At 36.5% G+C, this 15368-nt stretch carries 13 protein-coding genes; 9 read left to right on the plus strand and 4 right to left on the minus strand.

All coding sequences use genetic code 11. The features are described 5' to 3' along the window. Positions 1–609: 609 nt before the first annotated feature. Entirely contained in the window at positions 610–1509 is a 900-nt protein-coding gene (locus tag JEP40_RS10680; RefSeq protein WP_198623541.1) for an endonuclease/exonuclease/phosphatase family protein, read from the plus strand. Between the two features lie 83 nt (positions 1510–1592). On the opposite strand, the gene JEP40_RS10685 is transcribed toward JEP40_RS10680, so the two are convergent. Together JEP40_RS10685 and JEP40_RS10690 are read right to left on the minus strand one after the other, a co-directional pair. Beyond that, on the minus strand, positions 1593–2750 hold the full coding sequence (locus JEP40_RS10685; RefSeq protein WP_198623542.1) for a pyridoxal phosphate-dependent aminotransferase: 1158 nt from the start codon (positions 2748–2750) through the stop codon (positions 1593–1595). A gap of 158 nt (positions 2751–2908) precedes the next feature. Next, positions 2909–3784, minus strand: a complete 876-nt coding sequence (locus tag JEP40_RS10690) for a LysR family transcriptional regulator (RefSeq protein ID WP_198623543.1) — start codon at positions 3782–3784, stop codon at positions 2909–2911. 203 nt (positions 3785–3987) lie between these two features. On the opposite strand from JEP40_RS10690, the gene JEP40_RS10695 reads away from it, so the two are divergent. After that, on the plus strand, positions 3988–4602 hold the full coding sequence (locus JEP40_RS10695; RefSeq protein WP_198623544.1) for a LysE family translocator: 615 nt from the start codon (positions 3988–3990) through the stop codon (positions 4600–4602). A 63-nt stretch (positions 4603–4665) separates the two neighbouring features. Here JEP40_RS10695 and JEP40_RS10700 read toward each other — a convergent pair whose 3' ends face one another. Continuing rightward, positions 4666–6708, minus strand: coding sequence for a choline transporter (locus tag JEP40_RS10700; RefSeq protein WP_198623545.1), 2043 nt, complete (start codon positions 6706–6708; stop codon positions 4666–4668). 209 nt (positions 6709–6917) lie between these two features. On the opposite strand from JEP40_RS10700, the gene betI reads away from it, so the two are divergent. From betI to JEP40_RS10725, 5 genes are all read left to right on the plus strand, one after another. After that, complete coding sequence (gene betI / locus JEP40_RS10705; protein WP_198623546.1) at positions 6918–7520, plus strand: transcriptional regulator BetI; 603 nt, start codon at positions 6918–6920, stop codon at positions 7518–7520. Between the two features lie 24 nt (positions 7521–7544). Then, a complete protein-coding gene (gene betB, locus JEP40_RS10710; protein ID WP_198623547.1) occupies positions 7545–9020 on the plus strand; it encodes a betaine-aldehyde dehydrogenase in 1476 nt (491 codons plus the stop codon). A 39-nt stretch (positions 9021–9059) separates the two neighbouring features. Further along, the gene (betA, locus tag JEP40_RS10715; protein ID WP_198623548.1) at positions 9060–10739 is read left to right on the plus strand and encodes a choline dehydrogenase; all 1680 of its coding nucleotides are present in this window, start codon (positions 9060–9062) and stop codon (positions 10737–10739) included. Positions 10740–11104: 365 nt separating this feature from the next. Then, complete coding sequence (gene codB, locus JEP40_RS10720) at positions 11105–12355, plus strand: cytosine permease (RefSeq protein ID WP_198623549.1); 1251 nt, start codon at positions 11105–11107, stop codon at positions 12353–12355. Beyond that, positions 12345–13622, plus strand: coding sequence for a cytosine deaminase (locus tag JEP40_RS10725; RefSeq protein WP_198623550.1), 1278 nt, complete (start codon positions 12345–12347; stop codon positions 13620–13622). Before codB ends, JEP40_RS10725 begins: the two co-directional genes overlap by 11 nt. A gap of 61 nt (positions 13623–13683) precedes the next feature. Here the strand turns inward: JEP40_RS10725 and JEP40_RS10730 are convergent, their stop codons facing one another. Continuing rightward, positions 13684–14424, minus strand: coding sequence for a hypothetical protein (locus JEP40_RS10730; RefSeq protein WP_198623551.1), 741 nt, complete (start codon positions 14422–14424; stop codon positions 13684–13686). Positions 14425–14722: 298 nt separating this feature from the next. Between JEP40_RS10730 and JEP40_RS10735 the strand changes: the two genes are divergently transcribed. Together JEP40_RS10735 and JEP40_RS10740 are read left to right on the plus strand one after the other, a co-directional pair. After that, the gene (locus JEP40_RS10735) at positions 14723–14941 is read left to right on the plus strand and encodes a hypothetical protein (RefSeq protein ID WP_198623552.1); all 219 of its coding nucleotides are present in this window, start codon (positions 14723–14725) and stop codon (positions 14939–14941) included. Between the two features lie 2 nt (positions 14942–14943). Further along, positions 14944–15288: a low molecular weight protein tyrosine phosphatase family protein gene (locus JEP40_RS10740; RefSeq protein ID WP_198623553.1), complete on the plus strand. Its 345-nt coding sequence runs from the start codon at positions 14944–14946 to the stop codon at positions 15286–15288. Positions 15289–15368: the final 80 nt, after the last annotated feature.

Below are 15368 nucleotides of genomic sequence, written 5' to 3' on the forward strand. Positions count from 1 at the left end.
GTATAATTAATCACAGTATCTATAAAAAATTGTGATTTATAACATCATACTAATTCAATAATATTGCTGTCCTTGGCGGTTATAACCATGTTTCAGAAAATGATAAAAAAGATCTTAATTATTAAAGATAATAAAGCTTATTTATTATTTTTAAGTTGGAAGTTATATTTTTATTCGATAATTTTAGTTATAGCAAGCAATATGCTAATTATCAATGTGTTGATTATATTATTAAGGGAAGATTCGCAAAAATAAATTTTTACTATAGTGGTTATACGTAATTGAATTGGTATTATTAACCTTTATTAGATTTAATTGAAATAATAAGAATAGCGAATACACTGATGTTTTATTTTAAATAATATTAAATATTTATAGTCTAATGGAATATTAGTTGAAAACTAAAAATAAATAAAACTGATACTATTTAATAGTATTATTATCAGACTAAATCCAGCTTTTAGCTCTAAAGGCTTTTGATGTAGTAACATTGGGTTGATTTTTTGCATCTCGAAATAACTTTGTGGATTGTATCACTGCGTCATATTTTCAGTGTGATAGTTTATTGTTGACCATCCATTAGCATTCTGTTTATTTTTCGGGAAAATTATGAAAAAAAGTGCAATATCTATCCTAGTCAGCACTGGCGTATTACTGTCATCAATGGCAGTAGCAAACACCACAGGCTCAGAAATCCTTGCTGTGCAATCAGGCGGTACACCCAATAAGGTGTATCAAAATAATAAACCGACACTGAAAGTAGCTACCTATAACATTGGTAAAAATGAAGTTTCAGCAGATGTCACCAATTTTGACAAGCTTAACCAAGCAATCAAAAATATCGATGCTGATGTTATTGTTGTCACTGAAGTTGATAATAAAACAGCACGCAGTAAAAATATTAACCAGCTTGAAGAATTAGCAAAAGCCAATAATATGCAGTTTGCTTTTGGCAAAGCGCTCGATTTTGATGGTGGGCAATATGGTGTTGGTATTTTATCAAAATATAAAATTGATAAATCACAGGTCGTTAATCTGCCTTCAGGTAATGCAGAACAACGTATTGTTTTATTATCACAGATTACTAAACCAGGGTTTGATTCGCCGATTATTATTATGGGAACACACCTTGATTGGCAAAAAGATCCCACTATTCGCATCGGTCAAGTAAGACATATATTAGATGCCGCAATTGGTGATACAGAAACCGGCTTTGATAATATTTCAACTTCAATAAAAATATTGGCTGGTGATTTTAACTCCACCGCCAATGAGCAACCAATCCAAGAAATTAATTATTTTTGGAACCCTGTTGAAAAGCCAAATAGCGATAAACGTACATGGCCAGCAATTAATCCAGCTATAGATATCGACCATATATTTACATTTAAAGGTCAAGTCTGGGATATCAAAAATATGAAAATCCCACAAGATTCAGCAACTTTTAAATGGTCAGACGCAAGTGATCATCTTCCTGTTATTGCTGAGTTAGAATTACAAGAACAGTAATAAATAACGATAAATAAAAACGCCCTTGATTGTATTTACAAGGGCGTTATTTTCATCAACAGCTAACTAAGCGTTAAATCAGATTAAATCCAACCTTTAGCTCTAAAGACTTTTAATGTAGTGACGAAATAGCTCATCTCTTCGGGGGTGCCTAATGTTAAACGGCTCCAACCAAAAGCGGGTGGAAATTCACGGCCGACCATAATATTCGCGTCTTTCATTCTATTTTGATAGGTTTTTACATCACCTTTAACTTTATGGAATATAAAATTTGCATGAGAAGGTGCGTATTCAATATTCAGCTCTTTTAAGACATCAACTACCATCTGACGTGAAACATCAATCGATTTACGGCTATATTCCACATAGGCTTTATCTTTTAGTGAGGCTAATGCGGCAACTGCACCTGCAGTATTAGTATTATCAATAGAAACAAAAGCATCAATCTGCGAGATGACTTCTGGGACGGCAACGCCATAACCTACACGTAATCCAGCTAAGGCATAAATTTTTGAGAATGTACGGGCGACAATTAGATTTTTATATCCCGCAATAACTAACGCAATTGCACTGGTAAATTCAGGTGTTGAAACAAACTCAGCGTAAGCTTCATCAATAATAAAAAAGACATTCTCTTTTGCCGATTTTACCCAATTCGATAATTCTAAGGTAGGGGTTAACATTGCTGTAGGGTTGTTTGGGTTGCATAAGTAAACCATGCTAATACCATCAAACTCTTGTGCTTTTTTCTGCATGGTGGCTAAATCAAAAGCCAGATTATTATCGACAGGGATTTTAACGATTTTTACCCCTAAAGGTTCTGCATAAAGCTCGGCATAGTTAAATGTTGGATCAGGAACAATAAGTTGAATCGCTTTACCTTCTTTTTGTGCTTTGTTTGCCACAAATTGTACGGCCGCTTGAATCGTCTCAGATGAACCATTGCCTAAAGTGATATGTTTATCTGAAAGTTTAAATTCTTTCCCTAATTCGCTAATTAATGCGCTACGTGCGTCATCTGGATATCTAAATGCATTAGGTAAGGCATCAATAACGGCTTGCTTAGCTTTTTGCGACATGCCTAATGAGTTTTCATTAAAGTTAAGTAATAACGGATTTTCTGCGTTAAAAACTAAGTTATTTTTCAGTGTTTCATTGGCATAAGCAGAGCTAACAAAGGAGCTTAATGAAAGCCCCCCAATCACTAAGCTTGATGATGTTAAGAATGAACGACGATTCATGTGATGTTTCCCAAGTAAATTATTCTATGTTTTATTAGTTCACATAGATTACTAAAAAATAGATCAAAGTAAATATCTATGCTTAAAAAATAGTTATTTATTCAATCTTTTTTAAAGGGATAAATTAAGAATACAGTTATATTTGTGTGAAAACAGCATTAGAACGATCGTTCATCAATCTCTTTTGAACTCTTTTCAGCTTCAGCGATTATCCAATTTTTAAATTTTTCTTGTTTAGAGTTCGGGGCAATTTCTATTGGTGAAAGTAGATAATAACTTGAGTTATCTTTTACGAACCCATTTATGGCAACTAATTGCTGATTGTGTAATTCATCTTGTACCATGAGAAAAGAGGCAATTGTTACCCCCAATCCTGCCAATGTCGCCTGAATAGCGAGATAAAAATGCTCATATTCACTCGTTTTTGTATAGGTTGATACAATTCCTGAGTATTGAAACCAATCTTGCCAAGCTTGAGGTCGTGACAATGTTATTAACTGTTTATGTGAATGATGAAGATTATTCGATTTTATGACAGCACCTATTTTTTCATCACAAATCTTGGTTGCATAAATATTCTTGCTCCAAAAAAAATCATCTCGTCGAAATGCTAAATCGACGCCTTCTTTATTAAAATCAATCGCACCACCAGCGGCAACTAAGTGCAACGTGATTTCAGGATGTAAAGTATAAAAGTGAGATAAACGAGGAATAAGCCATTTCATCGCAATAGTGGGTTCACAAGAAACCACTAACACCGGATTATTTAAAGGAGAGCGCAGATGGGTAACGGTTTCTTCAAGTTGTTCAAATATTGCTGACGTTGTTTTATATAAATACTGACCTGCTTCATTTAAATAAACTGCACGATTACGGCGTTCAAATAAAGCAATGCCTAATTCATCTTCTAATAACCGTATTTGTCGGCTTACAGCACTGTGTGTAACATGAAGTTGTTCTGCCGCACTGACAAAACTGCCTGTTTGTGCCGCACTATTAAAAAAACGTAAGGATGTTAAAGAAGGCATTTTCATAAAAGTAAGCCATAAAGTAAGTAATAAAATAGACGATGAAAAATTACAGATATACTGCAAGATAAATCGCTTTTTATTTCTAGTCAAATTAGCAAAATAGAGGGACTTCAGGTGGATTTAATAAGTATTTTATTAAAATAAAAACTTATTTATGTCACTTTTTATTACTTATAATAAACTCAAATGTGAGAATAAGGAAAGAAATGAGTGAGTTAATTGCTGTCGCGATGATCACGATATTGGCTGTGATTAGTCCAGGCCCTGATTTTGCTATGGTGACAAAAAATAGTTATTCCTATGGTGTGAGAGTTGGGCTGATTACTGCAATTGGCATTGCGATTGGTGTTCAGGTTCATGTCTTTTATACTGTATTTGGTATCTCTTTTATTATTATAGAGTCGCCAACTCTTTTTTTTATGATGAAGCTATTGGGAGTAGGGTATTTAATTTATTTAGGATTTAAGTCATTCACGAATAAAACACAATTGACGATTGAAAATGCGGTAAATTCAGCCCCTAGTGTGTTTCAGGCATTACGTGTTGGTTTTTTTACAAATGCATTAAATCCTAAAACAATGTTATTTGTTATTGCGCTTTATACACAAGTGGCTAATTTGAGTAATCCACTCTGGGTAAATCTTTCTTATGGTATGTTTATCTCTGCTGCTCATTGGATTTGGTTTAGCTGTGTTGCGCTATTTTTCTCTACACCTTTATTACGCACAAAAATACTTTCACATCAAAGAATGTCAGATAAAATTATTGGCGTGTTATTAATTCTTTTAGGTATTGGATTGCTGTTTATTTCAGTGAAGTAGAAAGTTAATCAAATAAAAAGGAGATCAGATAACGATCTCCTTTTCTTTATTTTAAGTTATGATTTAGTTTGATTCAGGAAAAGTTAATGTCGATCCCGGAGCTTCGCGACTAAGATGAATAAAGTTTAGATGTTTTTCATATTGATCTAAAATATCAGTAATTACCTGTTCTTTAGTGTAATCCATTAAGTCATTTCCTTGGGTGCCTTCCCATAAATAGGTTTCTAAACGATAATAATCTGATTTACCTCGACGAGCACGATAAGTGAACGCAGGTACTGAATATTTTTGTGGCCAGATTTGATAAATAAAGTTCTGTTCTTGGTCAAGATCGACCACAAGCTCTAAATGATGTAAGCGTTCATTATCTTCAATTGGATAGTAATTGAATTCAACTTTCGCTCCACGTAATAAAAGCTCTTTAGCCACATCTTGCATTGCCGGCATACAGGTTAAATCTAACATGCGTTGCGTATAGGTCGTTCCTGGGAAATTCATAACCCGCCCTAAACGCTGTTTCCAATTCATCGTAGCATTACCATAAAGTGGTGCTGGCGCATTGGTATTTAGCGAACTAACTCGTCTAAAATCTTCGACTTTTAATGATTTATAGAGTCCGGCCATAATAAAGAAAATAACAAAGCTAAAGGGCAACCCCATTATTATTGTCGTGTTTTGTAAGGCAGAAATACCATCAGCCATTAACATACCTAACGTTAATAAACCAATAGCAATAGACCAGAAAATGCGAAGCCAATTGGGTGCGTCGTTATTAACATGGCTTAATTGGGAGGTGAAATTGCCTAATACTAATGAGCCGGAGTCAGCAGAAGTGACATAAAACAATAATCCTGTAATTGTAGCGACAGAAGCCGTTAAACCAAAACCAGGATAGAGTTCTAATAATGAATAAAATCCTTTTTCGGGAGCTTCTAATACTGTTTGTGCGAGTTCTTTATTGCCATGGATCACTTCATATAAAGCACTATTACCAAAAATGGATAACCATAGCAGTGTAAAAACAAAGGGAATAATTAAGGTACCTATGACGAATTGTCGAATTGTTCGTCCTCTTGAAATACGTGCTAAAAAGAGCCCAACAAAAGGTGACCATGCAACCCACCAAGCCCAGAAAAACAGAGTCCAACTATTCATCCAATCTGTTGGTCTATCAAATGCAAAACTATTTAATGTCATGCCTAAAAAACGATTCGTATAATCACCGACATTTAATACCAGCGCATTTAATAAAAACTCAGTATCACCCGCAAATAAGATAAATAAAATCAGCCCCAGTGCGAGTAATACATTCAGTTCAGATAAAATCCTGATCCCTTTGTTTACGCCCGATGTTGCAGAAATAACGGCCATAATAACAGATAATAGAATTAATCCGCCTTGAACGCCCAATCCTTGAGGTAAATCAAAAAGAACTTTTAGCCCATAATTAAGTTGTACAACGCCTATACCTAACGTTGTTGCAATACCAAAAATGGTGCCTAATACTGCTGCAATATCAACTGTATGACCAATTGGGCCATAAATACGATTTCCAAAGATAGGATAAAGTGCAGAGCGTATGGTTAAGGGCAAATTGTAACGATAACTAAAATAGCCCAGAGCGATACCAATAAGTGCGTACATAGACCAGCCCGTCAGGCCATAGTGGAATAAAGTCCACACCATCGACTGACGGGCTGCTTCTATAGTTTCACCTTCGCCGGTTGGCGGTAACATATATTGTGTAATGGGCTCAGCTACAGAGAAAAACATCAAATCAATCCCAATACCTGCCGCAAATAACATCGCAGACCAACTTAAAACACTAAATTCAGGTTTCGATTGTTCAGGTCCTAATTTGATATTTCCAAAACGAGATGTGGCAACAAAAATAACAAAAACAATGTATAACGTTGCCGCCAATAGATAGTACCAACCAAAGGTTTTTGATACCCATCCCAGTGTTGCAACAATCCATCTATTTGCTGTTTCTGTCATCAAAATAGTGAAAAAAGAAAACGCTAAAATCAGCGTTGCTGAAGCGAAAAAAACGACAGAGTTTAGCTTGTCTTTCTGTGGTTTTTTTGTGCTGTTAAGAGTTGTCATCAGAAATTCCAAAAAATTATTTATCTAAAAGTTAAAAGTTGCATTCTTTGTTAACTAATTGAATTAGTTGCAAAGATTCAAATTTTCACAATATCCTCCCATATTGAAATGTAAATTAATTGTGATAAACAATAGTTAATATTGATTGAATGTTCAATTAAAAAAACGTTTAATGAATGTGTTCAATGTATTTTTTAGGTCTTTAAAACATGCCGAAGATAGGAATGCAGTCGATACGTAAACAGCAATTAATCCAAGCGACGTTAGCAGTTATTAATGAGGTTGGAATGCAAGAGGCGAGCATCGCATTGATAGCTCGAAAAGCCGGTGTTTCTAACGGCATTATTAGTCACTACTTTCGTGATAAAAATGGATTATTGGAAGCTGCAATGCGCCATATTCAGTATCAATTGGGTTTTGCGGTGGCGATACGTTTAAGAATGTTAAGCGATGCAACACCTAAGCTACGTATCCAAGCCATTGTTGAAGGTAACTTTGATACCACTCAAACCAGTGAAGCAGCAATGAAGACATGGCTAGCATTTTGGGCGAGTAGTATGCATCAGCCTAATTTGAATCGACTACAAAAGGTCAATGATAGAAGGCTTTATTCCAATTTAAGTTACGAGTTTGGGCGTATTCTTACTAAAGATCAAGCACGTTTGGCTGCGAAAGGTTTAGCCGCATTAATAGATGGTTTATGGCTACGAAGTGCATTAAGTAATGCACCATTTTCTCTTGAAGAGGCCAAAACCATTACTAATGAATATATCGATATGCAACTTACAAATCGAAGTCAAATAAAGACTTAATAAACTAATAATAAAGGAGAAACTATGCCAGATCCGCTGTTACATAAGCTCTATATTCATGGTGGATATGTTGATTGCGCACAACCGGAGTGTGAACAGTTTGAAGCGATTAACCCAGCTAATGGCGAAGTGATCGCACATTTACAATCTGCAAGTGAAGAAGATATCAATTGGGCCGTCGAGAGCGCGAAGCAAGGTCAAAAAATTTGGCGTTCAATGACCGCGATGGAACGTTCTCGGATTTTGCGACGTGCTGTTGATATTTTACGTGAACGTAATGATGAATTGGCTCATTTAGAAACCTTAGATACGGGCAAACCCCTATCAGAAACATGTTATGTCGATATTGTGACGGGAGCTGATGTTTTAGAGTATTACGCCGGCCTTATTCCTGCACTTGAAGGAGAACAAATCCCGCTTAGAGAAACCGCTTTTGCTTATACTCGCCGTGAACCATTGGGAATTGTTGCTGGTATTGGTGCTTGGAATTACCCCATTCAAATAGCGTTGTGGAAATCAGCGCCTGCACTCGCTGCAGGTAATGCCATGATCTTTAAACCAAGTGAGATGACTTCATTAACAGCATTAAAACTTGCCGAAATATACACTGAAGCAGGATTACCAAAGGGCGTTTTTAATGTTGTTACAGGTAAAGCTAATGTGGGGCAATGGTTAACACAGCATCCTGATATTGCGAAGGTTTCTTTTACTGGCGGAATTGAAACGGGTAAAAAAGTCATGGCAAATGCTTCTGCTTCAAGTTTAAAAGAAGTAACCATGGAGCTTGGTGGAAAATCACCTTTAATTATTTTTGATGACGCAGATTTAGATACTGCGGCTGATATTGCGATGATGGCGAATTTTTATAGTTCAGGACAGGTGTGTACCAATGGTACTCGTGTTTTTGTTCCTGAAAGATTAAAACCTGCATTTGAAGCAAAAATTATAGAGCGCGTATCACGTATTAGGATCGGTTCTCCTCTTGAAATGGACACCAATTTTGGTCCACTGGTTAGTTTCCCTCATCTTGAAAAAGTCTTGAATTATATTGAGTTAGGCAAAACTCAAGGAGCAAGATTACTTTGTGGTGGTCATCGTTTATTAGAAGGCAATTTTGCTCAAGGTGCTTATGTTGAACCTACTGTTTTCACGGATTGCACTGATGATATGAATATCACACAAGATGAAATCTTCGGCCCTGTGATGAGTATTCTTAGTTATCAAACTGAAGATGAAGTGATTTTACGTGCAAATAATAGCATTTATGGTTTGGCTGCAGGTCTTGTCACTAAAGATCTCACAACAGCTCACCGTGTTATTCACCAATTGGAAGCAGGAATTTGTTGGATTAATACATGGGGCGAGTCTCCAGCAGAAATGCCAGTTGGTGGTTATAAACATTCTGGAGTGGGACGCGAAAATGGGCTTGTTACACTACAAAATTATACTCAAATAAAATCTATTCAAGTTGAACTTGGGGAGTTTTCATCCGTTTTTTAATCCATTCTTTTTTTAATGACTGAAACAGAGGAGATAACAATGGTCTATGACTACATTATTATCGGTGCTGGTTCAGCCGGTAACGTTCTTGCTACCCGCTTGACAGAAGATCCTGAAGTTACTGTGCTGCTCCTTGAAGCTGGAGGTCCGGACTACAGGTTCGATTTTCGTACACAAATGCCAGCGGCATTAGCTTATCCGTTACAAGGTAGGCGATATAATTGGGCTTATGAAACAGAGCCTGAACCCCATATGAATAATCGACGCATGGAATGTGGTCGTGGGAAAGGGCTTGGTGGATCATCATTAATCAATGGTATGTGTTATATCCGTGGTAATGCGATGGACTTTGATGGTTGGGCTAAATTACCCGGTCTTGATGAGTGGGATTACTTAAGCTGTTTACCTTATTTTCGTAAGGCAGAAAGTCGCGATATTGGCGCCAATGATTATCATGGTGATAAAGGCCCTGTGAGTGTGACTACGCCGAAAAAAGGTAATAATATCTTATTTCAAGCAATGATTGAGGCAGGTGTACAAGCAGGATACCCAAGAACGATCGATCTTAACGGCTATCAGCAAGAGGGTTTTGGCCCGATGGATAGAACCGTCACACCTAAAGGTCGTCGAGCAAGTACAGCCAGAGGCTATCTTGATCAAGCAAAAGTACGTAAAAACTTGACGATTGAGACACATGCAACGACCGATATTATTGAGTTTGAAGGTAAAAAAGCCGTGGGTGTCCGTTATTTTTCAGGAGAAAACACCAAACCTCATCATGTCAAAGCCAATCGAGAAGTATTACTTTGCGCTGGTGCAATTGCTTCGCCCCAAATTCTGCAACGTTCTGGTGTTGGCCCTGAAAAGGTATTAAACGAATTTAATATTCAGCCAGTACATATATTACCCGGTGTTGGGGAAAATCTGCAAGATCACTTAGAAATGTATTTGCAGTATGAATGTAAAAAACCCGTTTCACTTTATCCTGCTTTAAAATGGTATAACCAGCCTAAGATTGGCGCACAATGGCTATTTCAAGGAGTAGGAATAGGCGCAAGTAATCAATTTGAAGCGGGGGGATTTATTCGCTCTAGTGAAAAATTTGCGTGGCCTAATATTCAGTTCCACTTTTTGCCTGTTGCCATTAATTATAATGGAACCAATGCGGTAGAAGTGCATGGTTTCCAAGCGCATGTGGGATCTATGCGTTCACCTAGTCGAGGGCGAGTAAAACTAGCATCTACAGATCCTCATCAACATCCCAGTATTTTGTTTAATTACATGTCCACAGAACAAGATTGGGAAGAGTTTCGCTCAGCTATCCGTATTACACGAGAAATAATGGCACAACCGGCTTTAGATGCTTATCGTGGCGAAGAAATTAGCCCAGGTAAACATATTCAAAGTGATGAAGAGCTTGATACTTTTGTTAGAGAACGAGCTGAAACCGCATTTCATCCTTGTGGAACGTGTAAGATGGGAACGGATGAAATGGCCGTTGTCGATGGGGATGGTCGCGTACATGGTATTGAAAACTTAAGAGTTATTGATGCATCTATTATGCCCCTAATAATTACTGGGAATTTGAATGCGACTACAATTATGATTGCAGAAAAGTTAGCTGATAAGGTGAGAGGAATTAAACCTTTACCTAAAAGTGAGACTAAATATTATGTTGCAGGTGATCGGCCTGTAAGAAAAATGAATCTAAGCGTATAAATTACGATAGGCAAAAGAGGGGTGTAAATCCCTTTTTTGTCTTTTTATCATTATTTCCTCTTAGTTAATATTGATATTGTATAAAAATAACTTATATAAAAGTCCAAGTATTCAGGAAAAATATGATTAATTTTTATCATAAATATTTCTAAATAAAATTACTTTATAAAAGAAATTCAAAATAACGAGATAAATTCAAGTAAAACAAAGATTTTTCTGTCATTTATGTGATAGATATCAACTCTCCTTAAGTAAAGCATTCCATTAATAATAATAAACAGACGACGAAAACGTTTGCATAATATTTTTATGTAGATAGAATTCGTCAGATTTTTTTGGCCTGGTGAAATTAATAGGGGGTTAAAGTGTCTCAGGACAACAATTACAGTCAGGGCCCAGTGCCCATATCCGCAAGAAAGGGTGGATTGGCGTTAACCTTTGTAATGTTGGGATTAACGTTTTTTTCAGCCAGTATGTGGACTGGCGGCGCTCTTGGTACTGGTCTTTCCTTTAATGATTTCTTCCTCGCAGTTCTAATTGGTAATCTTCTTCTTGGTATCTACACCGCATTTCTTGGTTTTATTGGTTCAAAAACAGGTCTTACTACTCATCTCCTCGCGCGTTACTCTTTCGGTATTAAAGGTTCTTGGCTTCCCTCATTTTTACTCGGTGGTACTCAGGTTGGCTGGTTTGGTGTGGGTGTGGCAATGTTTGCCATTCCAGTAGGAAAAGCTACAGGTATTGATATCAATCTCCTTATCGCCATTTCCGGCATTTTAATGACTATCACTGTATTCTTCGGTATTTCTGCACTCACTGTTCTCTCTATTATCGCTGTTCCGGCTATCGCTATCCTTGGAAGTTATTCTGTTTATCTTGCAGTGCATGATATGGGGGGGCTTTCAACATTGATGGCAGTAAAACCTGCTCAGCCATTAGATTTTAATTTAGCGCTGGCAATGGTTGTTGGATCGTTTATTAGTGCGGGTACACTGACAGCTGATTTTGTCCGCTTTGGACGAAACCCTAAAGTTGCCGTAGTTGTCGCGATTATTGCCTTCTTCCTAGGAAATACCTTGATGTTTGTTTTTGGTGCAGCTGGAGCAGCTTCACTGGGAATGGCAGATATTTCTGATGTGATGATTGCGCAAGGATTATTACTTCCAGCTATCGTGGTGCTAGGTTTAAATATCTGGACAACAAATGACAATGCGTTATATGCATCAGGATTAGGTTTTGCCAATATCACTGGTTTATCAAGTAAAAAGCTTTCAGTAATAAACGGTATCATTGGTACGTTGTGTGCATTATGGCTTTATAATAACTTTGTCGGTTGGCTTACCTTTTTATCTGCAGCAATACCACCAGTAGGAGGTGTTATTATTGCAGATTATCTGATGAATAAAGCACGCTATAACACCTTTAATGTTGCTACAATGCAATCGGTTAACTGGGTAGCGTTACTCGCTGTTGCAATTGGTATTATGGCAGGGCATTGGTTGCCGGGTATTGTGCCCGTTAATGCCGTGTTGGGGGGAGCAATAAGCTACGCTGTGTTAAATCCAATATTAAATCGTCGTACGGCTCGACAAGCGGAGATAAGTCATGCTGGGTAAAAATATCGAACAAATTAACCATGCTCGCCTAGTTGGAAAAGAAGGTTTATGGCGCATTACGCTAAAAAATAACAAAATTGAAGCCATTACATCTCAACCTGAAAATGGTTTTCATCCAGATGCCTTAGATGCACAAGGCGGATTGGTTCATGCGCCTTTTGTTGAACCTCATATTCATTTAGATACTACACAAACCGCAGGGCAACCGAACTGGAATCAATCAGGTACGTTATTTGAAGGTATCGAGCGCTGGGCAGAGCGAAAAGCACTGTTAACGCATGATGATGTTAAACAACGTGCATGGCAAACACTGCAATGGCAAATTGCTAATGGTATTCAGCATGTTAGAACTCATGTGGATGTTTCGGATGCTTCGCTCACAGCATTAAAAGCAATGTTGGAAGTGAAAGAAGAAATTAAACCTTGGATTGATTTACAAATAGTCGCTTTTCCTCAAGAAGGTATTTTGTCTTACCCTAATGGTGAAGCTTTATTAGAGGAAGCATTAAAATTAGGCGCAGATGTTGTTGGTGCCATTCCTCACTTTGAATTTACACGAGAATATGGTGTTGAATCTCTGCATAAAACATTCGCTTTAGCGCAAAAATATGATCGTTTAATTGATGTTCATTGTGATGAGATTGATGATGAACAATCGCGCTTTGTTGAAACTGTTGCGGCTTTAGCCCATAAAGAAAATATGGGTTCAAGGGTTACGGCAAGCCATACAACTGCAATGCATTCTTATAATGGGGCTTATACTTCGCGATTATTCCGGCTATTAAGAATGTCTGGTATTAATTTCGTGGCTAATCCCCTGGTTAATATTCACTTGCAAGGGCGCTTTGATACTTATCCCAAACGTCGTGGTATTACTCGCGTAAAAGAGATGCTAGAAAGTAATATTAATGTCTGTTTTGGTCATGATGATGTTTTTGATCCTTGGTATCCATTAGGTACGGCAAATATGCTTCAAGTCTTGCATATGGGATTACATGTTTGCCAATTAATGGGCTATGGCCAGATTGATAATGGATTACAATTGATTAGTCATAATAGTGCTAAAACATTGGCATTAGCGGATTACGGTGTTGAAGTAGGAAATAGTGCAAACTTTATTATTCTGCCAGCGGATAATGGGTTTGACGCTTTGCGTCGTCAAGTACCTGTGCGCTATTCAATTCGTCAAGGTAAAGTGATCGCACAAACAGAGCCAGCAAAAACAGAAATTATGTTAGATAAGCCAACTCGAATTACTTACAAGTAATTTTTAATTTATCTTAATAATGGATCAGTAAATAATAACTGATCCATTATCTCCGAGTTTTCTATCGCCAAATATAATCCCAAAAGACAAAAATAATCACAGGGGTAGCAATCACATCTGCCACAAGAGTGATCGGAGTAATGATAATATTGCCAGCTAAATTACCAGGTTTAAATGAGTCGCTCTTTTCATAAGTATACAGTTCGACTTTATAATTTTCGTTTAATTTGCCTTTCAATGTTTCAGGCATTTCCATAACGTCTTTCTGAAATACATATCCTTTGATAGGTATTGTTTTTACCCATGAACTATCATTAGAATTACGTGTTTCTTTAAACCCTAAATCTTTTAATATTTCGGTTTGCTCTCCAGTTAATGTGAATTTTTTACTGATGTAAACATAGTAATTTTCTTTAAACTCTATGACGTTATCATTCTTTTGGGTAAGCTTTAATTTAATGATACCTTCAGAATTATCAAATGCTTTCAATGGGATTGTTTTAATGATTTCATTTAATTGCATTAACTCATCAGCACCTTGAGTTAATATATAAATATAATTTTCACCTAAGAACCCATACCCAGATCCTGGTAATTGAATAGGTGCTAGGTTTTCATTATTTTGATTATATTTAACTCTGAGATTTTTATACTCAAAGGCATTTATTATATTATCATTTACACTGGCCTGTTTTTTGTATTCTGAATCTACGACAGGATTACTATACCAAACAGCACCTGTTACACATCCAGTTGTACTTAAAATTAATAAGCTTAAAAATAAGAGCACTATTTTTTTCATTCTTTATTCTCGAGTTAAATTTATTCAATCATAATAGATTAGCCTAGTTAGTTATTTAACACCACGGTTAATAACTTAATTATTCTCTTTTTATATCAAATATTCAGTATCATATTTTGTTATTTTTTATTTTAAAGCAATATAACTTATTTAATTACTATTAAGGATAACTACGCATAAAGATAAAAGACATCTTTTATTATTGAGTTTCAAATTTTATTTCTATCATGTATTATACATACGGTTAGACCCTCTCCGTATTACTGCGGCTGCTATCCCTTTAATCTGAGAGGTTTTTATGTCTACACAAAGAGATCGTGGTTGGCGTCAATGTGTTAACCGCAAAAATAAACATCAAGAAATGGGTTGTTCTCGAGAAATGTTTAAACCAGAAAAGAAATGGTCTAATTTATATACTCGATCACTCAAAATGACCAGAGCTGCACAATTAGGAATTGAATACCCAAGAATTTCTCGTAGTCAGCGTCGATTAAATGCGTTATCTGATAGTGAGTAATAATGAATATCTTATTTATTTGCAGTAAAAACCAATGGCGAAGCCCAACCGCTGAACTATTGTTTGCAGATAGAGAAGGGACCAATACACTTTCGGCAGGTACGCGCAAAGATGCGCAATGTGTTGTTGATAATGAATTGCTAAAATGGGCTGATTTAGTGCTTGTCATGGAATCTAAACATTTAAATCGTTTATCTGCACATTTTCCGGCAACCATGCGCTATAAAAAAGCACATGTATTGGGAATACCTGATAATTATCGCTTTAATGATCTGGCATTAATTGAACTCCTTGAACAGAAAGTTCAGCCTTATTTACCGATGGAAGCAAAGCTTTCAACTAAATAATTCATTTATCTTGATAAAAAAACGCTCAGCTTAAAATATAAGACTGAGCGTTTTTTATATTTGAAAGCCTTGAGTATAAA

It is taken from the genome of Proteus vulgaris, assembly GCF_016239305.1.
GTDB lineage: Bacteria > Pseudomonadota > Gammaproteobacteria > Enterobacterales > Enterobacteriaceae > Proteus > Proteus vulgaris_C.